The 23,048-nt window shown below is 71.7% G+C and carries 24 protein-coding genes; 10 read left to right on the top strand and 14 right to left on the bottom strand.

Annotated features, from left to right (window positions below; genetic code table 11):
* Window positions 1-16: 16 nt before the first annotated feature.
* The 3 genes from otsB to RCR19_RS20340 all read right to left on the bottom strand — a co-directional run bounded on the left by otsB (window position 17) and on the right by RCR19_RS20340 (window position 2,414).
* Complete coding sequence (gene otsB, locus RCR19_RS20350; protein WP_331266429.1) at window positions 17-862, bottom strand: trehalose-phosphatase; 846 nt, start codon at window positions 860-862, stop codon at window positions 17-19.
* A 61-nt stretch (window positions 863-923) separates the two neighbouring features.
* Entirely contained in the window at window positions 924-1,151 is a 228-nt protein-coding gene (locus RCR19_RS20345) for a DUF3263 domain-containing protein (RefSeq protein ID WP_331266428.1), read from the bottom strand.
* A gap of 36 nt (window positions 1,152-1,187) precedes the next feature.
* Complete coding sequence (locus RCR19_RS20340; protein WP_331266427.1) at window positions 1,188-2,414, bottom strand: extracellular solute-binding protein; 1,227 nt, start codon at window positions 2,412-2,414, stop codon at window positions 1,188-1,190.
* A 168-nt stretch (window positions 2,415-2,582) separates the two neighbouring features.
* Here RCR19_RS20340 and RCR19_RS20335 point away from each other — a divergent pair, with 168 nt between their 5' ends.
* The 3 genes from RCR19_RS20335 to RCR19_RS20325 all read left to right on the top strand — a co-directional run bounded on the left by RCR19_RS20335 (window position 2,583) and on the right by RCR19_RS20325 (window position 5,757).
* A complete protein-coding gene (locus tag RCR19_RS20335; protein ID WP_331266426.1) occupies window positions 2,583-3,527 on the top strand; it encodes an ROK family protein in 945 nt (314 codons plus the stop codon).
* The gene (gene nagA / locus RCR19_RS20330) at window positions 3,527-4,669 is read left to right on the top strand and encodes an N-acetylglucosamine-6-phosphate deacetylase (RefSeq protein WP_331266425.1); all 1,143 of its coding nucleotides are present in this window, start codon (window positions 3,527-3,529) and stop codon (window positions 4,667-4,669) included. Before RCR19_RS20335 ends, nagA begins: the two co-directional genes overlap by 1 nt.
* A 158-nt stretch (window positions 4,670-4,827) precedes the next feature.
* The gene (locus tag RCR19_RS20325; RefSeq protein WP_331269498.1) at window positions 4,828-5,757 is read left to right on the top strand and encodes a 1-phosphofructokinase family hexose kinase; all 930 of its coding nucleotides are present in this window, start codon (window positions 4,828-4,830) and stop codon (window positions 5,755-5,757) included.
* Window positions 5,758-5,794: 37 nt separating this feature from the next.
* Here the strand turns inward: RCR19_RS20325 and RCR19_RS20320 are convergent, their stop codons facing one another.
* Together RCR19_RS20320 and cdgB are read right to left on the bottom strand one after the other, a co-directional pair.
* The gene (locus tag RCR19_RS20320) at window positions 5,795-6,736 is read right to left on the bottom strand and encodes a CBM35 domain-containing protein (protein WP_331266424.1); all 942 of its coding nucleotides are present in this window, start codon (window positions 6,734-6,736) and stop codon (window positions 5,795-5,797) included.
* A 116-nt stretch (window positions 6,737-6,852) separates the two neighbouring features.
* Window positions 6,853-8,523, bottom strand: a complete 1,671-nt coding sequence (gene cdgB, locus RCR19_RS20315; protein ID WP_331266423.1) for a diguanylate cyclase CdgB — start codon at window positions 8,521-8,523, stop codon at window positions 6,853-6,855.
* Between the two features lie 471 nt (window positions 8,524-8,994).
* Here cdgB and RCR19_RS20310 point away from each other — a divergent pair, with 471 nt between their 5' ends.
* Entirely contained in the window at window positions 8,995-9,633 is a 639-nt protein-coding gene (locus RCR19_RS20310) for a flavin reductase family protein (protein ID WP_331266422.1), read from the top strand.
* A 589-nt stretch (window positions 9,634-10,222) separates the two neighbouring features.
* On the opposite strand, the gene arfB is transcribed toward RCR19_RS20310, so the two are convergent.
* Window positions 10,223-10,651, bottom strand: coding sequence for an alternative ribosome rescue aminoacyl-tRNA hydrolase ArfB (gene arfB / locus RCR19_RS20305; RefSeq protein WP_331266421.1), 429 nt, complete (start codon window positions 10,649-10,651; stop codon window positions 10,223-10,225).
* Between the two features lie 205 nt (window positions 10,652-10,856).
* Here arfB and RCR19_RS20300 point away from each other — a divergent pair, with 205 nt between their 5' ends.
* Both RCR19_RS20300 and RCR19_RS20295 read left to right on the top strand, forming a co-directional pair.
* Window positions 10,857-11,432, top strand: a complete 576-nt coding sequence (locus tag RCR19_RS20300; RefSeq protein ID WP_059127012.1) for a TerD family protein — start codon at window positions 10,857-10,859, stop codon at window positions 11,430-11,432.
* Window positions 11,433-11,559: 127 nt separating this feature from the next.
* Window positions 11,560-12,075, top strand: a complete 516-nt coding sequence (locus RCR19_RS20295; RefSeq protein ID WP_331266420.1) for a GNAT family N-acetyltransferase — start codon at window positions 11,560-11,562, stop codon at window positions 12,073-12,075.
* A gap of 14 nt (window positions 12,076-12,089) precedes the next feature.
* Here the strand turns inward: RCR19_RS20295 and RCR19_RS20290 are convergent, their stop codons facing one another.
* Window positions 12,090-13,490, bottom strand: a complete 1,401-nt coding sequence (locus RCR19_RS20290) for a M1 family metallopeptidase (protein ID WP_331266419.1) — start codon at window positions 13,488-13,490, stop codon at window positions 12,090-12,092.
* A gap of 65 nt (window positions 13,491-13,555) precedes the next feature.
* Here RCR19_RS20290 and RCR19_RS20285 point away from each other — a divergent pair, with 65 nt between their 5' ends.
* On the top strand, window positions 13,556-14,068 hold the full coding sequence (locus RCR19_RS20285) for a hypothetical protein (protein ID WP_331266418.1): 513 nt from the start codon (window positions 13,556-13,558) through the stop codon (window positions 14,066-14,068).
* 126 nt (window positions 14,069-14,194) lie between these two features.
* Here the strand turns inward: RCR19_RS20285 and RCR19_RS20280 are convergent, their stop codons facing one another.
* From RCR19_RS20280 to RCR19_RS20265, 4 genes are all read right to left on the bottom strand, one after another.
* Window positions 14,195-14,677: an SRPBCC family protein gene (locus RCR19_RS20280; protein ID WP_331266417.1), complete on the bottom strand. Its 483-nt coding sequence runs from the start codon at window positions 14,675-14,677 to the stop codon at window positions 14,195-14,197.
* Entirely contained in the window at window positions 14,674-14,997 is a 324-nt protein-coding gene (locus RCR19_RS20275) for a metalloregulator ArsR/SmtB family transcription factor (protein ID WP_331266416.1), read from the bottom strand. The genes RCR19_RS20280 and RCR19_RS20275 overlap by 4 nt, the downstream gene beginning before the upstream one ends.
* 112 nt (window positions 14,998-15,109) lie before the next feature.
* Window positions 15,110-16,084 (bottom strand): zinc-binding dehydrogenase, encoded by a 975-nt coding sequence (locus RCR19_RS20270; RefSeq protein ID WP_331266415.1) that lies wholly within the window; start codon window positions 16,082-16,084, stop codon window positions 15,110-15,112.
* A 45-nt stretch (window positions 16,085-16,129) separates the two neighbouring features.
* Window positions 16,130-17,290 carry an FAD-dependent oxidoreductase gene (locus RCR19_RS20265; RefSeq protein WP_331266414.1) on the bottom strand — a complete coding sequence of 387 codons (1,161 nt, stop codon included), beginning with the start codon at window positions 17,288-17,290 and terminating at the stop codon, window positions 16,130-16,132.
* 168 nt (window positions 17,291-17,458) lie between these two features.
* Here RCR19_RS20265 and RCR19_RS20260 point away from each other — a divergent pair, with 168 nt between their 5' ends.
* The gene (locus RCR19_RS20260) at window positions 17,459-18,133 is read left to right on the top strand and encodes a pentapeptide repeat-containing protein (RefSeq protein ID WP_331266413.1); all 675 of its coding nucleotides are present in this window, start codon (window positions 17,459-17,461) and stop codon (window positions 18,131-18,133) included.
* A 66-nt stretch (window positions 18,134-18,199) separates the two neighbouring features.
* On the opposite strand, the gene RCR19_RS20255 is transcribed toward RCR19_RS20260, so the two are convergent.
* The 3 genes from RCR19_RS20255 to RCR19_RS20245 all read right to left on the bottom strand — a co-directional run bounded on the left by RCR19_RS20255 (window position 18,200) and on the right by RCR19_RS20245 (window position 20,865).
* The gene (locus tag RCR19_RS20255; protein ID WP_331266412.1) at window positions 18,200-18,712 is read right to left on the bottom strand and encodes a GNAT family N-acetyltransferase; all 513 of its coding nucleotides are present in this window, start codon (window positions 18,710-18,712) and stop codon (window positions 18,200-18,202) included.
* Between the two features lie 70 nt (window positions 18,713-18,782).
* Window positions 18,783-20,189: an FAD-dependent oxidoreductase gene (locus RCR19_RS20250; protein ID WP_331266411.1), complete on the bottom strand. Its 1,407-nt coding sequence runs from the start codon at window positions 20,187-20,189 to the stop codon at window positions 18,783-18,785.
* 10 nt (window positions 20,190-20,199) lie between these two features.
* Complete coding sequence (locus RCR19_RS20245) at window positions 20,200-20,865, bottom strand: rhomboid-like protein (RefSeq protein ID WP_331266410.1); 666 nt, start codon at window positions 20,863-20,865, stop codon at window positions 20,200-20,202.
* A gap of 22 nt (window positions 20,866-20,887) precedes the next feature.
* Here RCR19_RS20245 and RCR19_RS20240 point away from each other — a divergent pair, with 22 nt between their 5' ends.
* Window positions 20,888-21,766 carry an aminoglycoside phosphotransferase family protein gene (locus RCR19_RS20240; protein ID WP_331266409.1) on the top strand — a complete coding sequence of 293 codons (879 nt, stop codon included), beginning with the start codon at window positions 20,888-20,890 and terminating at the stop codon, window positions 21,764-21,766.
* A gap of 197 nt (window positions 21,767-21,963) precedes the next feature.
* Complete coding sequence (locus RCR19_RS20235) at window positions 21,964-23,022, top strand: right-handed parallel beta-helix repeat-containing protein (RefSeq protein WP_331266408.1); 1,059 nt, start codon at window positions 21,964-21,966, stop codon at window positions 23,020-23,022.
* The last annotated feature ends 26 nt before the right edge of the window (window positions 23,023-23,048 follow it).

Genomic DNA, 23,048 nt, shown 5'->3' with positions numbered 1-23,048 from the left:
CACCGGCCGGGCCCGTTCACGCGAGCCCGTGTGCCAGTGCCCTCACGAGCCGTACGACCCCCGGCGGCCCGTCGACCACCAGGTCCGCCCGTTCCGCCAGTTCGGTGACCTCGTCGCTGCCGCTGCACACCAGCAGGCCGGGGACGCCGTCGGAGCGGAGCTTGTCGACCGCGGCGAAGGCGGAGAGGTCGCCGAGGTCGTCGCCCGCGTACATGACCGCGCCGGCGCCGATCTCACGGACGTACTCCAGCAGTGCCACTCCCTTGTCCATGCCCGGCGGGCGCAGTTCCAGGACGAACCTGCCGGGTTCGACGATCAGTCCGTGGCGGGCGGCGAGACCGGCCAGGGGATCGCGGAGGGCCTCGAACGCGGCCTGCGGATCCCCGGCGCGACGGGTGTGCACGGCGACGGCACGCCCCTTCTCCTCGATCCACGTCCCCTCACGGGGTCCGATCGCCTCGAGGAGCGCGGGGAGTTCGGCACGGGCGGCGGCGACGCCGGGGTGGGGGGCCGGAGCCTCGACGGTGCCGGTGCGGGCGTCCCAGCGTTCGGCGCCGTAGTGGCCGAGGACCACGAGGTGTTCGAGTCCGGGCACCTCCGCGAAGCCGCCGTAGCGGACGGCCACGTCGACGGGGCGGCCGGTGACGACCGCGACGGCGGCCACCCGCGGGGCGATGGCCGCGAGGGCGGGCACCGCGTCCGGGTGGGCGCGGGCCTGGTCGGGGTCGGGGACGATCGGCGCGAGCGTCCCGTCGAAGTCGAAGGCGAGGACGGCCCGCCCGGGCCGGGTGAGGATCGCGTCGAGTCCGTCCCGCCCGGCCGGTGTGGCGGGCGTCGGCAAGGAGTCCGTGTGGCTGCCCATGGGACGACCCTATCCACGCGGGCCCGGCCTCACTCCTGGCGCGCCGCCCCGCGCGTCCCGCTCAGCGCTCGGCGCGGCGGGACTCGCGGACGCGGCGGAGCCGGTTGACGGTGACCGGGGCGTGCGCGAGGGCTCTGGGGTCGTCGAGGAGGGCGTTGAGCAGCTGGTAGTACCGGACGGGGGCCAGACCGAGTTGCTCACGGATGACGCGCTCCTTGGCCCCCGGCCCCGTGAAACTGCGCCCTTCCAGCGCGAGGATGGCCTTGTCCAGGGCAGTGAGGTCGTCCATGGGGGAACCGTAGCCGGAAGGGCCGACACCGCTCCGTCAGCCGGCGGAACCGTCCGCGGTCACGGCCTCCCGCTGCAGCGCGCCCAGGACCGCCGCCGGGCTGCCCTCCGGACCGACGGCCTTGCCCACCTGCTGCTTGATGTCGGCGCTGACGGCCGCCCAGGACGTCTTGCCCACAGGGTAGAGCTCGGAGCTCGGCAGCTCCTCGAGGAAGGGCGCCAGGTCCGCGTCCCGGGGCGACGCCGACATCGCCTCCTGCGCGGAGTTGGTCACCGGCAGCAGGTCGTACTCGCGCGAGAACGCAAGGACGTTCTTCTCGCTGTACACATAGTCGAGGAAGTCGCGGATCCGGTCCTGGTGGCCGTTCTGCCTGAACGCCGTCATCCAGTCCGCCACGCCCATCGTGGACTTCGCCCGGCCGTCGACGCCGGGCATCGGCACCACGCCGAACTTCACACCCTCGGCCGCCGCAGCCTTCATCAGGGAGGGGTGGCCGTTCAGCATGCCGACCTCGCCGCGGGTGAAGGCGGCGAAGGCGTCGGCACGGTTCAGCTTCGCCGGCTCCACGGGCCCCGTCAGCCCCTTGTCGACCAGTTCGTCCTTCAGCCAGGTGAAGGTCGCCACGTTCTGGGTGGAGTCGAAGTTGTAGGAGCCGAAACCGTCCAGATAGCCGTCGCCGCCGCTCAGCAGCCACTGCATGGTCTCCGCCTGGGCCTCCTCCGGCCCCAGCGGCAGGGCGTAGGGGAACTTCACCCCCTTGGCCTTCAGCGCCCGCGCGTCCGCCGCCAGTTCGCTCCAGGTCGTCGGCGCGGTGATGCCGGCCTGCGCGAACAGCGTCCTGTTGTAGAACAGAAGCCGGGTGGACGCCGCGAACGGCAGGCCGTACTGGACCCGGTTCACCTTTCCCGCGTCGCTCAGCTCCGAGGCGAAGTCCGCCTGGACCGGGATCGAGAGCACATCCTCGGCCTGGTACAGCTTTCCGGCCGCCGCGTAGTCCGCGTACGCCCCGATCTGCGCCATGTCGGGCGCGTGACCCGCCGCGACCATCTCCTTGACCTTGCGGTCCACGTCGTTCCACGAGTAGACGCTCACGTCGACCTTGGTCCCCGGGTGCTGTGCCTCGAAGCCCCGGACCAGACCGTCCCAGTACTTCTTGGAGCTGTCCGCCGACGACCGCCCGTAGTCCGCGGCCACCAGCCGCAGCGTCACGTCATCGGAGCCGGCCGGCCCTCCGCAGCCGGCCAGAGCCCCTGTCACACCCATCGCGGACACTCCCGCGATCAGTCCCTTTCGCCATGTCGGCCTGCATGTCCTGCCCCGCTGCACTGCTCTTGACCAACCTTGCTGTCTCGCCATGTGGAATACCGACATAAGGTCTACACCATGTAAGTGGACTAGACCTCTTACGGGTCCAGGAGCCACACTGTCTCCGTGAGACATGTCATCGCGCTCGACGTGGGCGGTACCGGGATGAAGGCCGCCCTGGTAGGGGCCGCGGGTGAGCTGCTCCACCAGGCACGCCGCGCGACCGGCCGGGAGCGCGGGCCTGAGGCCGTGGTGGAGTCGATCCTCGACTTCGCCGCCGAGCTGAGCGCGCACGGCGAGCGTCACTTCGGCGTGCCCGCCGCCGCGGCCGGCGTCGCCGTGCCGGGGATCGTCGACGCCGAGCGCGGTGTCGCCGCCTACTCGGCGAACCTCGGCTGGCGTGACGTACCCCTGCGCGACCTGCTCAGCCGCCGGCTCGACGGCGCGCCCGTCGCCCTCGGCCACGACGTGCGCACCGGCGGTCTCGCCGAGGGCCGTGTCGGCGCCGGCAAGGGAGCGGACCGCTTCCTGTTCGTGCCGCTCGGCACCGGCATAGCGGGCGCCATCGGCATCGGCGGCCGCGTCGAGGCCGGCGCACACGGCTTCGCCGGAGAGATCGGCCATGTCGTCGTACGGCCCGGCGGGGCCCCGTGCCCGTGCGGTCAGCGCGGCTGCCTGGAGCGGTACGCGTCCGCGGCGGCCGTGAGTGAGGCCTGGGCCGCGGCCTCCGGACAGCCGGAGGCGGACGCGGCGGACTGCGCGAAGGCCGTCGCATCCGGGGAGCCGAACGCCGTTCGAGTGTGGCAGGAGGCCGTGGACGCGCTCGCGGACGGTCTGGTCACCGCGCTCACCCTGCTGGACCCGCGCACCCTGATCATCGGCGGCGGGCTCGCCGAGGCGGGGGAAACCTTGTTCACACCGCTGCGGGACGCCGTCCGGCGGCGGCTCACCTTCCAGAAGCTGCCGTCGATCGTCCCCGCCGCGCTGGGGGACACCGCCGGATGCCTGGGCGCGGGACTCCTCGCCTGGGATCTCCTCGAATCCACCGACCCTTCGGAGGTAACCACCTGATGGCCACTAGCAAGGTTCTCGCCGGTGCCCGGGTGGTGCTGCCCACCGGGATCGTGGACGACGGCCTCGTCGCCGTGGAGGGCTCACGGATCGCCGCGGAGGGCGCTGCGCACGCGCAGACCGTGGACGTGCGGGGGCACTGGCTGGTCCCCGGCTTCGTCGACATCCACAACCACGGCGGCGGCGGGGCGTCCTTCTCGGGCACGGCGGACGAGGCCCTGACGGCCGTGCGCACGCACCGGCTGCACGGCACCACCACCGTCGTCGCCTCGACCGTCACCGACGACATGGACTTCCTCGTCGGGCAGGCCGGGCTGCTGTCCGAACTCGCCGAGCAGGGGGACATCGCCGGCATCCACTTCGAGGGGCCGTTCATCTCCCCCTGCCGCAAGGGAGCGCACTCCGAGGAACTGCTGCGCGACCCGGATCCGGCGGAGGTCCGCAAACTGGTCGACGCCGCCCGCGGCCACGCGAAAATGGTCACGCTCGCCACCGAACTGCCCGGCGGCCTCGACTCCGTAAGGCTGCTCGCCGAACACGGCGTGATCGCGGCGATCGGGCACACGGACGCCACCTACGAGCAGACGGTGGCGGCCATCGACGCGGGCGCCACGGTAGCGACCCACCTCTTCAACGCCATGCCGCCGCTCGGCCACCGCACCCCCGGCCCCATCGCCGCGCTCCTGGAGGACGAGCGGATCACGGTCGAGCTGATCGACGACGGCACGCATCTGCACCCGGCCACCGTCCAGCTGGCGTTCCATCACGCGGGCGCCGGGCGGGTCGCCTTCATCACCGACGCGATGGACGCGGCCGGCAGCGGCGACGGGCGCTATCTGCTCGGCCCGCTGGAGGTCGAGGTCAGCGAGGGTGTGGCACGGCTGGTGGAGGGCGGTTCGATCGCGGGTTCGACACTCACCCTGGATCGCGCCTTCCGGCGGGCCGTCACCGTCGACCGGCTGCCGGTGGAGGACGTCGTGGCGGCCATCTCGGCCAACCCGGCGAAGCTGCTGGGCATCGACGACCGGGTGGGCTCGCTGGAGCCGGGCAAGGACGCCGACCTGGTGCTGCTGGACGCCGAGTTCGAGCTCAAGGGTGTGATGCGCCGCGGCGAGTGGGTGGTCGATCCCCAACTGGGGTGATTCATCCGGATGTTGGCATACGGCGGTCGGCTCGGGGGACTGGGCCGACCGCCGACTCTTTTGGCATGATCGAGCCTCCGCACACGCCGTCGGCAGGCGCATTCTGGAATCCTGTTTCCATGGATCGCGCCGCCATGACCTCGAGGGAGGTCCCCCAGGTGATCCTCACGGTCACGCTGAACACCGCTCTCGACATCACCTACCGGGTACGAACGCTGCGGCCGCACGCCTCACACCGGGTGACCGAGGTGACCGAACGCCCCGGCGGCAAAGGGCTGAACGTGGCCCGGGTGCTCGCGGCGCTCGGCCATCGGGTGACCGCGACGGGATTCGCCGGCGGCAGGACGGGCCGCTCGGTCCGGGACCAACTCGCCGACACCTCGGGCGTGGTGGACGCGCTCGTCCCCGTCGCGGGGGCGACCCGGCGCACGATCGCGGTCGTGGACCAGACCACCGGCGACACCACCCAGCTGAACGAACCGGGCCCGGTGATAGCCCCCGCCGAGTGGTCCGCCTTCCTGGAGTCGTACGGCGAACTGGTGTCCTCGGCCGCCGCGGTGGCGCTGTGCGGCAGCCTGCCGCCGGGGGTGCCGGTGGGCGCGTACGCCCAACTGGTGCGCACCGCACGGGCGGCGGGCGTCCCCGTGCTGCTCGACACGAGCGGCGAACCGCTGCGCCGGGGTGTCGCCGCCCGCCCCGACGTGGTCAAGCCGAACGCCGACGAACTCGCCGAACTCACCGGTTCCCACGAGCCGTTGCAGGCCACCAGGGACGCCCGGCGACGCGGCGCACACACCGTGGTCGCCTCGCTGGGCGCGGAGGGGCTGCTGGCGGTGAACGCGGAGGGCCGCTGGCGCGCCGTCCCTCCGAGCCGGGTCCTGGGCAATCCGACGGGCGCCGGCGACTCGGCGGTCGCGGGCCTGCTGTCCGGCCTGGTGGACCTGCTGCCGTGGCCGGCCCGCCTCGCCCGGGCCGTGGCGGTGTCCGCGGCGACCGTACTGGCCCCGGTGGCGGGCGAGTTCGACAGCCGGACCTATGAGGAGCTGCTGGAGCGGGTGATCGTCACCCCGCACAACGCCGCGGCGTGAGATGTGCTCGGCGCGGGGCTTCACGGGCCCCGCGCGGCTACTTGTTCGCCCAGCCCTTGGTCAGCCAGAGCTGGTCGAAGTTGGCGTTGCACTGGTTCCCCTGCTCGCAGGAGATCCGGATGGTGTTGGTGCCCTTGTTGAGCTGGACGTAGTTGAACGTCTTCGTCCAGCCCTTCTCCCAGTCGCCCTGCGGCGCGTTCGCCCAGTTCTTCAGGGACATGGGGGTGGTCTGGGCCGTGCCGTTGACGGCGAGGGTGGCCGTGGCGTCGACACCCGGGACGCCGTAGCCGGTGTGCAGCGTGTACTTGCCGGTCGACGGAACGTCCACGCTCCAGGTCACGGCGGCACCGGGGGCGTTGAAGCCCTGGACGTAGACACCGCCGTCCGCCTTGGCACCCTTCACGTCGGACGCGGTGCTGGTGCCGCCCTCCAGGCGCAGCGCCTTGGCGTCGACGGTCGGCAGCGGGCTGTCGTCCGTGGCCTGCTGGGTGGCGGACTGGCTCGGGTCCGCGCTCTGCGCGGCCGACGGGCTGGAGCCCGCCTCGTCGCCGCCCTTGTCGCCGTCCGAGTCGCCGCCGATCATGGCGATGCCGATACCGATCACGACCGCGGCGACCACCGCGATCGCACCGATCAGGAGGCCCTTGGTGTTGGGGCCCCGGCCACGGCCGCCGCCGCCCGTGCCGACCGACGTATGGCGCGTCGTGGTGGCACCGCCGCCGGGCACGGTCTCGGGCGCGGCGTAGTGCGCGTTCGGCTGCCCGTACGCCTGCTGCTGGGGCACCTGGCCGTAGGCGGCCGTCGGGGCCTGCGGCTGGCCGTACTGGCGCTCGCCGACCGGGCGCACTCTGTTGACGGTGCCCGGGTAGCCGTAACCGCCGGTGGGAGGCTGTGCGCCGTTGGCCTGGCCGTCGGCATAGAGGTAGCCGAACGGGTCCTCGTCCTCGGGCGTGCTCGCGCCGTTGTTGCCGGGCGTCATCCCTAGGTCTCCTCAACAGGTGCGGGTCCAGATGCATACGTGGCTGAATGGCGAGCCTACCCGTTCCCAGGACCCCAAACTGCTGTTCTCCCCATCACCCAGGCAATGACCTGCGTTTATCCAGCTCGCCTGTGTTGTTTGGGACGAGAACGTTTCTCTACGTACATCCGTTCGTCAGCGGATTTCAACACTTCGTCCGCCGTCATACCGCAGTGCGCCCAGCCGATACCGAAGCTCGCGCCGACCCTCATGGCGCGGCCGTCGACCCGGATGGGCTGGATGATCTCGTTGCGCAGGCGCACCGCGAGGTCCTGGGCGTCGGCCTTGCCCAGCCCGTTGGCGAGGACGACGAACTCGTCGCCGCCGAGTCGGGCCACCGTGTCCCCGTCGCGCACTCCGCGGCTGAGCCGCCGGGCCACCTCGATGAGGACCGCGTCGCCCGCGTTGTGGCCGAAGCGGTCGTTGATCGACTTGAAGCCGTCGAGGTCGCAGAAGAGCACCGCGAGCCCCTTGGTGCCGTCGTCGCTGTCGATCTCGGGGGCGACCGTGTGCACATGGTGATCGAAGGCGTCGTACGGCCCCCGCGGGTGGAGGTCGAACGTCTGCCCGGTCCCGTCGAAGGCCGCCGGGTGGCCGGTCACGTGATCGCCGTAGGCCGCGTCCAGCGCGTCGGCCGCGCCCGGCGGAAGGGACTGCGGACGCTGGCAGAGGCGGGCGGACAGGCGGGAGCGCAGCTCGGCGGAGTTGGGCAGTCCGGTGAGCGAGTCGTGCGAGGCCCGGTGGGCTAGCTGCAGCTCGCGGCGCTTGCGCTCCTCTATGTCCTCGACATGGGTGAGGAGGAAGCGGGGCCCGTCCGCGGCGTCGGCGACGACGGAGTTGCGCAGCGACACCCAGACGTACGTGCCGTCGCGGCGCCCGAGCCGCAGTTCCGCCCGCCCGCCCTCGGCGGAGGTCCGCAGAAGAGTGCCGATGTCCTCGGGATGGACAAGGTCGGAGAACGAGTAGCGGCGCATGGCGGAGGCGGGCCTGCCCAGCAGCCGGCACAGCGCGTCGTTGGTGCGCAGGATCCGCCCGTGCTGGTCACCGCCCATCTCGGCGATCGCCATGCCTGACGGGGCGTACTCGAAGGCCTGGCGGAAGGACTCCTCGCTGGCCCGCAGGGCCTGCTGCTCCCGCTCGAGGCGGACGAGGGCCCGTTGCATGTTGGCCCTGAGGCGGGCGTTGCTGATGGCGATGGCCGCCTGGAAGGCGTACATCTGGAGCGCCTCGCGGCCCCAGGCACCGGGCCGCCGCCCATTGCGCGGCCGGTCGACCGAGATGACCCCGATCAGCTCACCGCAGCTGCCCTGCACGCTCGGTGTGTACATGGGCGCCAGGAGACGGTCGGCGGGGTGCCACTCGTCCTCGAAACGGGGATCGGGGCCGTCGGTGTGCCACTGCGGCACGTCGTCCTCGTCGAGCACCCAGCCCTCGGTGTGGGGTATGAACCGCAGATCGCCCCAGGTCTCGCCCATGTTCAGCCGGCGGTCCCAGGAGGCACGGGAGCCGACCCGTCCGGTGATCAGCGACTCGGCGGCGGAGTTGCCGGCGAAAGCGGCGACGACGAGGTCACCGTCCTGCCGCACGAGGTTGACGGCCGCCAGCTCGTAGCCGAGGCCGCCCACGACGCCGTCGGCGACGGTCTGCAGCGTGTCCGCCAGGCTCCGCGCGGTGTTCATGTCCGCCATGACCTGATGCAGCTGCCGCAGGGACGCAAGACGGACATACGGCTCCGACTCGGTGTCCACTCGCCCTCCCCTCGAGGTCTCGCAGCAACTCCAGGGACGCGTCGGCGTACTACGGTTCTCCCGGTTTTCCTCGGTGCGCTACTCGGCGTACTCCATGCGTAGCGTCGTGCAGCGCCCCAGCCACTGAATCACAGCGCGCTGCCCACTAGGTACACAGGGTCAACAAAATACGGCCCCTGTGACTCAAGTCACAGCAGAACATGAACAATTGAGTGGGGATTCCGCGTTTTTCCTGTGCGTTTACCGCCCGCAATTAACGCCCCGTGCAGAAGCTGTGATCATACGTGCCAACTCCATGACGGACGGGCCCCGTTGAGTGTACGGGCCGATCATGCACGCCGACGCCCGGCGACGTCCCCACCGCCTGCGGGCCGGCCCGTACCCGCCGCCGGCGTCCGCCCATGGTCCTAGGTCGTGCTTCGGGCCCGGGGCCGATGTGCGCGTCCGGCCGCTCCGGCTAGCGTTCCGGGCGTGCTGAAGACTCCCCCTTCCCCGCCCGTGCCAACCGCCCCGTCCGCGTCCGGGCATGCTGAAGGGGTGAGCAACGACGAGTTCCGTGCCGCCCTGTCCCGGCTGGCCGCGGGGGTGGTCCTGGTGACCTCGCACGAGCCCCCGCTGGACGCCGAGGGCCCCGCCGTCACGAGCTCCCCCGGTACCGTCGGCCCCGGGGGAACCCCGGCGCGCCGCGACATCACCCGGGGCGAGGACGTGGGCATGACGGCGACGGCCTTCATGTCGGTGTCCCTGGACCCGCCGCTGGTCCTGGTCAGCCTGCGCGAGGGCTCGCGCATGGACGACCTGCTCGCCGAGCAGCCGCTGTGGGGGGTCTCCGTGCTCGCGGAGAGCCAACGGCACATCGCGGGCCGCTTCGCGATGAAGGGGCGCATCAGCGACCGGCTCCTGTTCGAGGACATCCCGTACGCGCGCGGCGAGGCCTCCGGCGCACTCCTGGTCGGCGGCGCCCTGGCGACCCTGGAGTGCAGCACGGAGCGGCGCGTGCCCGCGGGCGACCACACGCTGGTCATCGGACGGGTGCTGAGCGCGCAGGTGCCGAGCGCGGAGGGCGGACCCCTCATGTACTTCCGGGGGCGCTACCGGCACCTGGACTGAGGGGCGCGGGTACGGGGCGCAACTCCACGGGCGTCGGCCGGCCGCGGTCCGTGCGACGGGCCTCACTTCGGAACTCGAGGCCCTCGCCTTTTCCCCGGTTTCCCCGGAGCGGACGGGCCTTTCCCGCGCATTCGGGAATTCCGCCCGCCTCCCGAAGAACTGTTTTTGAAAATTGGTCAGCCCCGATCGCGGCAAGAACGCGCGGCTGCTTTTTGCACCATTGCCACGACAACTTCCACAAGACTCGCCCACGAGTGACCGTGCGTCCTCCGGACGGACGGGGGGCGAGGCAGTTGCGCAGGTCACTCGGTACGGCGCTCGCGACCGGCGCGACGGAGCAGCCGGGGCACCGGCCGGACACCGCCGGCCGTCGCCGCACCGGCGGTCGCTTCGCCGAATTCCGCGACTTCACCCGACCCCTCCGGACAACCGACTTGTCCGCGATTTTTCCATCAGGACACCAGATGTTCATGTTCGTGGGGGTGGTGGGGCCCGACCGATCCTGAAGGGCCGCTCGCTCCGGCGTTCTCGGCATTTCCCGTCGTGTTCGGGAGGGGACGACGGAGAACAACCGCGCCCCGCGCGGGGGCTAGTGCCAGTCCCGTCCGGACCGGCCCCGCTTGGTGTCCGAGCGCTGCTTCTTCTCCCGCAGCCGGCGTTCGTTGATGCCGCGGGGGATGCGGGTCGCTTTCCGGGGCTTCGGCGGCGGAGCCGTCGCCTCGGCGAGCAGGGAGGCCAGACGTACGGCGGCGGCCTCGCGATTGCGCCACTGCGAACGGTGCTCGGACGCGCGTACGGTGACGACTCCGTCGACGAGGCGCCCCGCCAGCCGCTCCAGGGCCCGCTGCTTCCACACCGGGGGCAGGGCCTCGGTCCGCTCCAGGTCGAAGCGCAACTCCACCTGGGTGTCGCTCGTGTTGACATGCTGCCCGCCCGGCCCCGACGACCTCGAGAAACGCCACAGGAGCTCGGCCTCGGGAAGCGAGACGGAGCCGCGGACGACGTAGGGACCTGACATGCCTCCATGGTCGCGCGACTGACCGGTCCACGTCACGCGAATATCACCCGCACGGCCCCCGCGGAAGACTCCGGGTAAAGAAAGTAAAGAGATCCGGAACCATCGGGACCCCCCTTGGCGTTGAGACGGGTAGCTGTAGCTTCGTGCCGTACGAAGCGCACAGACACCGCACCGCGTACGCGACCGAGGGAAGGGACTCCCAACAATGGCTGTAAGCCTGTCCAAGGGCGGCAACGTCTCGCTCACCAAGGAGGCTCCGGGCCTGACTGCCGTCACCGTGGGCCTCGGCTGGGACGTCCGCACCACCACGGGCACCGACTTCGACCTCGACGCCTCCGCGATCGCGGTCAACACCCAGGGCAAGGTCTACTCGGACCAGCACTTCGTCTTCTTCAACAACAAGCAGACCCCGGACAGCTCGATCGTCCACACCGGTGACAACCGCACGGGTGAGGGCGCGGGCGACGACGAGGCGATCAACGTCAACCTGGCGGCCCTCCCGGCCGACATCGACAAGATCGTCTTCCCGGTCTCCATCTACGACGCGGAATCCCGCTCGCAGAACTTCGGCCAGGTGCGCAACGCGTACATCCGCATCGTCAACCAGGCCGGCGGTCAGGAGATCGCCCGCTACGACCTGTCGGAGGACGCGGCCACCGAGACGGCCATGGTCTTCGGCGAGCTGTACCGCAACGGCGCCGAGTGGAAGTTCCGCGCGGTCGGCCAGGGCTACGCCTCGGGTCTGGTCGGTATCGCCCAGGACTTCGGCGTCAACGTCTGACCCCTGGGCGCTTCGGCGTGAAGCCCCCGGCCCGCGGTGCGCCGCGGCCGGGGGCTCGGTCATGCCCCCTGACCGGAGTTCCGCACACCTCCTGCCCCCGGGGTTCCGTCGCGATACCTTGGGCCCCGTGATCCTCGAGTCCCTCCCCCTCACCCCCGACCACGACATCCCGGGTCCGCTGCTCGTCGAACTCACCGCCGTCTATATCTCCAACCGCGAGTTCCACGCACTGAGCGGCGACTTCCCGGACCCGGACGACATCCGCCCCGAACAGGTGGCGGCCGAGCTGGCCGACGAGCTGGCGAACCCGGACGTCGAGGTCCTGCTCGCGCGCAGCGCCGGGCGGCTGACGGGCATCGTGATCACCCTCGCGCACCATCCCGACCCGGCCGACCCGGACCCCTGGATCGGCCTGCTGATGGTGGACGCGGGACTCCAGCGGCAGGGGCACGGCAGGCGGCTCGTCTCCCTGGTGGAGGACCGGTTCCGCTCCGCGGGCCGCACCGCCGTGCGTCTGGCGGTGCTGGAGAACAACCCCAAGGCCCTGGCCTTCTGGACCGCCCTCGGCTACGAGACGATCGACCGCCGCCCGGACCGCGGCCGGGGCCGCCCCTGCGCCGTGCTGCGCAAGGCACTGGGCTGACGGCTCCCGCCGCGTCAGGGGTGTTCCGGCCGCCCCTGCCCGTAGAGCCAGTCCCGCCAGATCGCGCGGAAGTCGTGGCCCGGTGCCGTTCTCTCGACGTAGGCGGTGAAGTCGGCGGTGTCCGCGTTCCCGTGACGACGGGTCGCGGCCCAGCCGCGGACGATGCCGTAGAAGGCGTCGTCACCGACGGTCTGCCTGATCTTGTGCAGGACCATGGCGCCGCGTTCGTAGACGGGGCTCTCGGAGATCTGCGCGGCGCCAAACGGCCTGGCGGGCGGGAACGCCCAGATCGCCGCGTCGTCCGCCGGGTCCTCGTAGTAGTCGCCCCGGTAGAGCGCGTCGAAGGTCTGCTGGGCCGTGCTGCCGCCATGGCCCTCCTGCCACAGCCACTCCGCGTATGTGGCGAAACCCTCGTTGAGCCACATGTCCCGCCAGCTCTTCGGGGTCACGGAGTCGCCGTACCACTGGTGGGCGAGTTCATGGACGAGGATCTCGGTGTCCGGGGCCCCGGGGAAGACGGGGCGCGTCTGGGTCTCCAGTGCGTAGCCGGCGTCGTGCGGCCGGTCGACCACCGCGCCGACGGAGGAGAAGGGGTAGGGGCCGAAGACGCCTTCCGCCCACTCCATGATCTCCGGGAGCTTCGCCAGCACCTCCCGGCTCGTCCGCGCCTCGGCCGGGTCCACGGCGACATACACGGGCAGACCGTTCTTCAGCGTGGAGCGGGTGATCTCGTACCGGCCGATCGCGAGCAGGGCGAGATAACTCGCCATCGGCTGCGCGGTGCGCCAGGTGTAGGTGGTACGGCCGGCCTTCGTCGTCCGGCTCCTCAACTCACCGTTGGAGACGGCCTCAAGGCCCTGCGGGACAGTGATCCGGATGTCGTAGGACGCCTTGTCGGACGGATGGTGGTCGCCGGGGAACCAGGTCATCGAGCCCGTCGGTTCGCCGAGCGCCAGTGCCCCGTCGGCGGTCCTCAGCCAGCCCTCCTTCGAGCCGTCCGGATCGGTGATGGTCCCGGGAGTGCCCGAGTAGCGCACCGTCGTGCTGAACGTCTCACCCCTGTCGAGCCCGCCGGAAGGCCGCACGGTCAGCTCCTGGCCGGATCGGCTCCAGCGGGCGGCGCGCCCGTCGACGGCGACGGCGGCCACCTCAAGCCCCTTCAGGTCCAGGTCGAACGCGGAGAGGTCCTTGGTCGCGCGTGCCGTGACGACCGCCGTGCCGGTGAGACGACGGTCGGCCGGGTCATAGGCGAGGGTCAGGCCGTAGTGGCCGACGTCGTAGCCGCCGTTGCCCATCCCCGGGAAATAGGGGTCGCGCAGGCCGGATCCGCCGGGGGTCCCGTGCACGGCGCCGCCGCACGCACCGAGGACGAGTGCCAGGAGGGCGGCCGGGACAATGCGTACGTATCTGGACACACCCACGATCCTATGAGGGCAGGCCGCGGAGGTGGGGCCCGCGGCGGCGTGACACCATCGCCCCCGTGCTCGACATCGGCTACGCCCTCTCCAACCGCTTCCCCGACCCGCCGCAGACCGACTACCGCCGTGCGGACGTCCGCGCGCTGCGACACGACCTGTTCTGCGGGGACGTCTACCTCGCCGACACCGAGGCGGACCGCGAACTTTCCACAGCCTGGGGATGGGTGCCGGTGCTCGACTTCGCGTGGGCGCTGTGCGACATCGTCGAGCAACTCGACCGCGATCCCCTCGGCAGCCGCTCCGCCCGGCCGCTGCACGCGGAACTGGACTTCACCGAGTCCACCGACCGCATGCTCTTCGAACGACGCTTCGGCTGGGTGGACATCGAGGCGGAGTGGCTGCCGCCGTCCGAGCCGCCGCTGTCCTTCTCCCACGCCGAACTGCGCCACGAGTCCCGTGACTTCCTGCAGGATCTGATCGCCGACCTCACGGACCTGCACGAGGACCTCGGCGAGAACCCGGCGATCTGGACCCTTCAGGCCCGCTTCCCCAGGGTGCCCCGGAAGCGGCGGTGACCGCGCCCTCCGGCGCGGCCACCGCCTCCCCGTCCCGCGCCCCACGCCCCACGCCCCCAGGCGGAGCGGTACCCGCGTCCCGGTGCCGAGGGACCGACCACGCCGTGTCGTGGTGAAGGGCGGCCCTCAGTCGCCGGATGCGAACAGACCGGCGAAGCGGGCCAGATACAGCGGCCATCCGGCGTCGTTGCCGACACCGTCGGCGACGGCCTGCCAGCCGGGGCCGTGCCGGTCGATGTTGCGGTGCTCCAGCTCCACCCTGGTGCGCTGCGGGGTCTCGGCGACGAACCGGACCTCGACCTCGCTGGTGTTCTCCGGCTCGGTCTCGATCTGCCACTGCGGGTCGATGTCCCAGCTGAACACCACCCGGTCCGGCGGCTCGTAGGCGAGGACACGCGCCCATCGGCACTCGCTGCCGTCCACGCCGCGGTCGTAGATGTGGCCGCCGGCCTTCGGCTCGAACACGGTCTCGGCGATCTCCACCGCGAGCAGGTTGTGCTCCGGCGGCTTGAAGTCGCCGAACCGCTCCGTGAACGCGGTGAACGCCCGCTCGAGCGGCGCCTCGACGACGATCCGGCGACGGACCACCGTGGTGGCTTCCTGGGTCATGAGCTTTCCTCTTCCGGTTCTTCGACGACGTCCTGGTAGCCGGCCAGCGCCCGGTTCCAGAACGTCTCCAGTTGATCGCGCAGCGCGGCCACGCCGGCCGGGTTGAGCCGGTAGATCCGGCGAGTGCCGTCCGCTCGCTCGCTCACGAGCCCGGCGCTCTTCAGCACCTTCAGGTGCTGGGACACCGCCGGTCGGCTGACCGGGAGCTCGTCGGCGAGTTCACCGACCGCGCGCGGCCTTTCGGCCAGGCGCTCGACGATGGCGCGCCGGGTGGGGTCCCCCAGGGCACCCAGGGCATCGCCGGCTTGGTAAGTACCCACGAACGGTAAGTCTGTACTTACGGATATCTGAACGTCAAGGCCGTCGGCGCGGAGGGCCGCCGTCCACAGGCGGGCGATCGATGTCCGGGCCCCCGGCGGCTGCCCCGCGGCTTCACGGCTCCAGCACGACCTTCCCCACTGTTGCCCGCGCCTCCAGGGCCCGATGGGCCGCGGCCGCCGCCGCGAGCGGGAACCGCTGGACCACCGGCACCAGGCGCCCGGTCGCGGCCTCCGCGAGAGCACGCTGTTCCAGGGTGCGCAGCGGGTCGGGGCCACCCGCCTTCCGCAGCATCACGGGCCCGAGCACCTGCTCGGAGACGCCCTCGACGAGGTACGGCGCTCCGCCCCTGATGCCCTCGGCGGACCAGCCGAAGACGATGTGCCTGCCGCCCGGTGCGAGCAGGTCCACCGCCGTGCGCGCGACCGTGCCGCCCACTCCGTCGAGGACGACCGTGACCGCGCCCCGGTGGCCGTCCAGGCGCGCGGCCCACTCGGGGTCCGTGTAGTCGACCGCGAGGTGCGCACCGTTCTCGCGCACCCGCGCCACCTTCTCCGCCCCTCCGGCGAGCCCGATCACGGTGGCACCCGCGTGCCGGGCGTGCTGCACGAGGAGGGTGCCGATACCGCCCGCGGCCGCCGGGACGAGGACCACGGAACCGGGTCCGAGGTCGGCGAACTGCACGATCCCCATTGCCGTACGCCCCGTGCCGATCATGGCGACCGCCTGCGCGTGGTCGAGGTTCGGCGGGGTCTCGTGCAGGCGCTCGACGTCCACGACGGCGAGCTCGGCGTAGCCGCCCGGCGCGAACCCGAGGTGCGCGACCACCCGTCGGCCGAGCCAGCGGGCGTCGGCCCCCTCGCCGAGCGACACGACGGTGCCCGCGACCTCGCGGCCCGGGATGGTGGGAAGGGGGATCGGGCCGGGCGCCGGACCCGTCGCGCCCTCTCTCAGCGCCGTGTCCAGCAGGTGCACACCGGCCGCGCCCACCGCGACACGGACCTGCCCCGGACCGGCCTGGGGGTCCTCGACCCGCTCGTAGGTCAGGTTCTCCGCCGGGCCGAAGGTGTGCAGACGGATGGCGTGCATGGGCGGGCTCCTCGCCGTCACTGTCGGAGGACCCACCCTTCGGCCTCAAGCGCGCTTGAGGTCAAGGCCGCGTCGGCCGACGGCCAGGGACGCGGCGGCGAGGGCGCTGTTGAAGGAGACCTCCGACAGCACACCGGGTGCCGCGACCTGGTCGCCCGCGAGGTAGACACCGCCGCCGCGGTCGACGGCGGGCCGGTCGCGCCAGCTGGTGCCCGGCAGGTCCACGGCGCCCGTACGTCCCCGGGCCACCGCCTCCCGCCGCCACACGACGCGCTCGCGCCAGCCTTCGTAGGCGAGGTCGAGCAGGCGCTCGGCACGTGCCACGCCGTCGGCCCGGGACTCGTCGGGCGCGATCGGGATCTGGCCCTGGATCAGCTGCTCCCCCGCGGGCGCCAGCGACCGGTCCTTCGCGGTGAAGCGCTCGATCCAGCCGGGCGCGTCCAGGTCGGACACGGCCCAGGTGTCGCCCCGGCGGGTGCGCAGTGCCAGGTCGATCAGGGCGGTCCGGCCACCGTCCCAGACCAGGGAGTCGTCCCCGAGGAGGCGACGGGCCGCGTCCAGGGAGGTGGCGACGATCACGGGGGTGCCGGTGGGCAGCGTGTCGACGCGGGACAGGGTCTCCATGCGCACGCCGAGGTTCCAGGCGCGCGCCGCCATCCGGTCGATGACGCTCGCCCAGCCGCCCTTCGGCTGGTGCGCCTCGGTCGGCAGCCTGGTGGTCCGGCGCAGACGCTCCTGGACGAAGGCGGCGGACAGCGAACCGGGGTCGTGATGGAAGACGGCGATCCCTGCGTAGTGGGCCGCGGCACGCGCGGCCTCCTCACCCGCCTCCTGGCTCGCCCAGGTGAGGAAGTCCACGTCCACGGGCGCCCGTACGGAGGTCCGGCGCAACAGCTTGAGCATCGCGAAGGGCGGGGTGCGGCGCAGCACGCCCTTGTGGTGCAGGCGCAGACGGGCCGCTTCCAGGGGCGGGAGAGGAGCGAGCGGGCCGATGAGGTCCCGCTGCCCGAGCCAGGTCCAGTGCGGGCCGCCGCTGTAGAGGGCGTGCGGCCCTTCGTTGGTCCGGTACGGGCCCTCGTCGGTCCGCGCGCGCCCGCCGAGGGTGTGGTGGGCCTCGTACACGGTGACCTTGGCCCCGGCCTCGGCGGCGGTGATCGCGGCGGTGAGCCCGGCGAATCCGCCGCCGACGACGGTGATGCGGTGCATGGGTGGGGTTCTCCCTCCTGGCGCAGGCCCTGGCTCGAGAGCACGGTGCGCAGAGCCACGTCGCGAGTCGCGTCGCCCATACGACGCCTGAAGGCACCCCGAATGTGACATCGCTGGAGAAGGCGCAGGTCAGGGGGATTGTCACCGGCGGCATGCACCATAGGGGGCATGACGCGGAGCAATCGGGTGGTGAAGGCGGCGCGGCGCCCCGAGGTGCGGCTGCCCGAGCTGGTGGCCGCCTCGATCGGCGAGTTGGAGCCGGACGGGGACTACGACGGACTGGAGTTCCATGAAGCGGACTTCGCGGGGCAGGACGGCGCGGGCGCCCGTTTCATGGACTGCTCGCTGACGGGCTGTGCCCTGGACGAGACCCGGCTCCACCACGCGCGCGTGCTGGACTCCGTCCTCACCGGCATACGGGGCGTGGGCACCGATCTGGCCGAGGCGAGCCTGCGCGATGTGGAGCTGGTGGACGCCCGGCTGGGCGGTGTGCAGCTGCACGGCGCGGTCCTGGAGCGGGTGCTGGTGCGCGGCGGCAAGATCGACTATCCGAACCTGCGCAAGGCGCGGCTCAAGGACGTCGTCTTCCAGGGCTGCGTACTGGTCGAGCCGGACTTCGGGGGTGCCCGACTCGAACGGGTCGAGTTCGTGGACTGTGTCCTGAAGGGCGCCGACCTCACGGCGGCGACACTGGTGGACGTGGATCTGCGCCGCGCCGCCGAGTTGGACATCACCCGCGGGGTGGGTCGTCTGTCCGGTGCGGTGATCAGCCACACCCAACTCCTGGACCTGGCCGCCGTGCTGGCGGCCGAGATCGGTGTGCGGGTGGCGCCGGAGGACTGAGGGACGACGCCACGGACGTCCGAGGCCACGGCCGAGGTCCGGGGGCGTCCCCGGTCCACTTCCCGACTACGCCCGCCGCCCCAGCTTCGTGAGGGCCTCGTCCGTCAGCCGGTAGACCGTCCACTCGTCCTGCGGGCGGGCGCCCAGGGCCTCGTAGAAGTCGATGGACGGCCGGTTCCAGTTGAGGACCGACCACTCCAGCCGCTCGTAGCCCCGGTCCACGCAGATCCGGGCCAGCTCCGTCAGCAGCGCCTTGCCGTACCCGCTGCCGCGGGCCCCGGGCCGGACATAGAGGTCCTCCAGGTAGATGCCGTGCACACCGCGCCAGGTGGAGAAGTTCAGGAACCACAGCGCGAAGCCGACGGCCTCGCCGTCCTCCGTCTCGGCGATGTGCGCGAACGCCGCGGGCCGCTCGCCGAACAGCGCCTCGTGGAGCTGGTTCTGTGTCGCCCGCGCCTGCTCGGGCTCCTTCTCGTACTCGGCCAGTTCTCGGACGAGCGTGTGGATGACGGGCACGTCGGCGGGTATCGCGGTACGGATCACCATCGCAGTGTCACACAGGCGCCGCGGGCCCGACACCTCCTGCCGGCGTTCTCCACCGCTGGTCAGAGCGGTCGATCACGTCCGGCCGGTACGGACGGCGCCGGCTTCAGTGGCGTCCCGCGACGCGGTCGGCCAGTTGCGCGAGCCGTGAGGACCCGGCGGAGTGCGTGGTCAGTTCGCGACGGTCCGCCGTGCGGTATGTGGCGTACATGCCGTGCACTCCGAGCCAGCGCAGCGGCTCCGGCTCCCACTTGCGCACCCGGTGGTTCACCCAAGGCAGCGCGGTCAGGTCCGTCGGCCCGGCCTGACCCGAGTCCTGCCGCACCAGATCGCGGAGTGTGCGGGCGGCGAGGTTCGTGGTGGCCACACCCGAGCCGACGTATCCGCCCGCCCAGCCGAGGCCCGTCGACCGGTCCAGGGTGACCGTGGCGCACCAGTCCCGGGGCACCCCCAGCACACCCGACCAGGCGTGGGCCACCTTCACCCCGGTCAGCGACGGGAAGAAGCGCACCAGGATGTCGTACAACGCCTCGATGGTGGCGGGCTGCGTACGGCCGTCGTTGTCCGTGCGGGACCCGAACCGGTAGGGGACCCCGCGGCCGCCGAGCGCGATCCGTCCGTCGGCGGTGCGCTGCGCGTACATGTAGGCGTGCGCCATGTCGCCCAGCGTCTCGCGTCCCTCCCAGCCGATCCGGGCCCACTGCTCGTCGGTCAGCGGCTCGGTCGCGATCATGGACGAGTTCATGGGCAGCCAGGTGCGCCGCTGGCCCTTCAGCGACGCCGTGAAGCCCTCGGTGCACCGCAGGACGTAGGGCGCCCGGACCGTGCCGTAGGGCGTCACCGCGTGCTTCGGGCGGATCTCCGTCACCGGCGTCCGCTCGTGGATCGTCACCCCGAGCGCCTCGACGGCCGCCGCGAGCCCCTTGACGAGCTTGACCGGGTGCAGCCGCGCCCCGTGCGGGGTCCAGGTGGAGCCGACCGCGTCCGCGACCCGGATCCGCTCGGCGGTCTCCGCGGCGCCGTACAGCTCGCGATCCTGCTCTCCGAACGACAATTCGTGCTCGTGGAACGCCTTGAGCCGGGCCAGTTGCGCGGGCGTGTACGCCACCTCCAGGACGCCGCCGACGTGCACGTCCGCCTCGATGCCCTCCTCCCGGGTGACCCGTACCACCTCGGCGACGGTGTTGTTCATCGCCTTCTGCAGCCGGACGGCGGCCTCACGGCCGTGCAGTTTGGCGTACCGGTCGCGGCCCGCCACACCGTTGTAGAGCCAGCCCCCGTTGCGTCCGGAGGCGCCGTACCCGCAGAACTTCTGCTCCAGCACGGTGATGCGAAGGAAGGGCGCGGCCTTCTTCAGGTAGTACGCGGTCCACAGTCCGGTGTAGCCGCCGCCGACGATCACGACGTCGGCGGAGCGGTCCCCGGGCAGGGGTTCGCGCTGCACGGGGAGGCCGTCGTCGGCGTACCAGAAGGAGACACCGCCGTTGACGGCGCCGGAGACTGCGCTGCTCATGGGCCGGACGTTAGCTTCTGTGGGCGGCCGGTGTCTCCTTCGGATTCCATGGTTTTCCGCGGCCCACGGTCAGCGGCCGGCACGCGAACCCGATCATCAGTGCCACGAAATGCCCGAAATCGGTGAAGGTGGGCGCGGCCATGAGAGGGACCGTGTACACACACAGGACCACCGCCAGATAGGCGTAGCGCCAGGGCGCAGCGATCCGGTAGACGAGTACGGCCACCACTCCGGCCAGCGCGTAACTCACGCCAATGTCCAAAGTGCCGGCCGCCGACCTCGGGGCGGTCCCGTCCCGTATCGCCACCAACAGGGCGCCCTCACCGGCCAGCGTGGCCAGCACATGCGCGGCGACGCACACGGCCAGCCAGCGCGCGGTGCCCAGCCAGCGCTCCGCCGGTGCGTGGAAGACCGTGTAGAGCACGGCGTACGGCAGCCAGCGGCCGCCGTCTGTCCACATGGCGCTGGTGATGAACACACGCACGGGGTTGGACGACAGCTCGTTGAGGTTGGTGGACCGCTGCCGCAGGAAGTCCTCCTCGAACTGCGGCGGCATGTGGTGCAGGGCGACGGTGGTGACGAACAGGACGAGCAGCCACAGATAGGTGCCCGGGGCGCTGCGGACGTATGCCGCCGCCGCCCCGAGCCGTCGCCTGGCCCGTATGACCCCGCTCACATACGCAAGTATGGTCGGGAACGTGATCGACGTGCCTGGCGAGCTGGTCGCCGCACAGGAGAGGTTCAACGGGGCCGCGGGGCGGGCGTTCGTCGCGGACCTGCCGCGGCGGACGGCAGAGTTCCTGCGGCGATGGCGGCTGCGGATCGACGGACCCTCGATGTACGGCATGTGCGCCCTGGTCCTGCCGGTGGTGCGGGCCGACGGTTCGCCTGCCGTGCTCAAACTCCAGTTCCTGGACGAGGAGAGCGAGGGTGAACCGGTCGCCCTGCGCGTCTGGGACGGCGAGGGGGCCGTGCGGCTGCTGGAGCAGGACCCCGCCACGGGCAGCCTCCTGCTGGAACGCCTCGACCCGGCCCGCGCACTGACGCATGTGCCCGACTCCCGTGCGGCCGTTCTGGTCCTCGCCCGGCTGCTGGCCCGGCTGACGTCCGTGCGGGCACCGGAGGGGATGCGGCAGCTGGGTGACAGCGCCCGGACCATGCTGGAGGCGGCACCGCGGGTCCTGCCGACGATCCCCGATCCGCGCGACCGCCGGCTGATGGCGGACTGCGTCGCCGCCGTGCGCGAGGTGGCCGCCGAGCCGGGTGACCGTCTCCTGCACTGGGACCTGCACTACGACAACGTCCTGGCCGCCGACCGGGAGCCCTGGCTCGCGATCGACCCCAAACCGCTGTCGGGCGACCCGGGGTTCGAGCTCTTCCCGGCACTGCGCAACCGCTTCGAGCCGGACGAGACCGTCTGGCGCTTCGACGCCATGACCGAGGTCCTGGGCCTGGACCGGGAGCGCGCACGGGCCTGGACCCTGGGCCGCGTCCTGCAGTACGCCCTCTGGGAGGCGGGCAGCGGCCACCCTCCGTCACCGGACGAGCTGGAGATCGGCCGCGCACTGCGCAGGTGAGGCGCGCCCCGGGGCGGTGCGCCACCCGGAGGAGCGGGGCGCCCGCGCCGCCACGACCGCCGTGGGCCGTTCGTGGCGGACCACATGGGCGTCGACCACGGGCACCGGACGGGGCGACCGGCCCAACGCCCCACCAGACACGCCACCGAATGGCCGATCCGGCTTGCGGAGGCGCATCCGGTCATAGCGTACAGAATATGACGAAACGCCATATCGCCTACCTCGTATGCACCACGGCGCTGCTCGGCTCGACGCTCAGCTGTGCGGCCGCGACCGCCGCGGGTCCCTCGACCCACCTGGTGCGTCAGGGGGACTCGATCCAGAAGGCGGTGGATGCCGCCGGTTCCGGAGACATCGTCCTCGTCTCCGCGGGCACCTACCGTGAGAGCGTCCGGATCACCAAGCCGCTGACCCTGCGCGGCATGGGCCGGAGCACGGTGATCACGCCGGCCACCGGCTCGTCCCCGAACGCCTGCGCAAAGGCCGGGAGCGGCATCTGCGTGGAGGGCAAGGACGGTCACCCGGTCGAGAACGCCGCCGTCGAATCGCTGACCGTGACCGGCTTCCCCAAGAACGGGGTGTGGTCGTCGTGGACCGACGGCCTGACCGTCCGGCAGGTGACGGCCGAGAAGAACGGTCAGTGGGGCATCGCGCAGGAGCAGTCCACCCGAGGCGTGCTCCTGGACAACTCCGTCCGCAACAGCGGCAACGCGGGCATCTTCCTCGCCAACACCTCCAGCGAGGAGGCGGCGGCCCTGGACACCAAGGGCGCGGTCGTCGCACGGAACCGGCTGCAGGACAACCGGGTCGGGGTCACCGTCAGACGGCTCAGGGACCTCAGCGTCACGGGCAACGACTTCACCGCGAACTGTGCGGCGGTGTTCGTCGTCGGTGACGAGAACAAGCCGCGCGGTGGGGCGCTGACCGTCAGCGACAACTTCATCCACGGCAACAACAAGATCTGTCCGAAGGCCGACCGGCTGCCCGTCATCCAGGGTGCCGGAATCGTCCTCACCGGCGTCGAGAAGACCGTCGTCACACGGAACGTGATCACGGACAACGCCGGCTCCTCCCCGTTCGCGGGCGGCATCGTGCTCTTCAAGAGCATGGTCGGCTCCCCCAACGAGAACAACCAGATCACCGCCAACACACTGATGCGCAACGGCCCGGCGGACCTCGTCAACGCGGACACCGGCACGGGCAACACCTTCCACGGCAACTCCTGCCGGGCCTCCAAGCCCGCGGGACTGTGCTGACCGACCGCGGATCCAGAGAGGAGAGG

The organism is Streptomyces sp. WAC07094 (assembly GCF_036320405.1).
Lineage (GTDB): Bacteria > Actinomycetota > Actinomycetes > Streptomycetales > Streptomycetaceae > Streptomyces > Streptomyces lannensis.
Note: the sequence above shows the minus strand (reverse complement) of the source record. Positions and strands in the feature narration are given on the sequence as shown.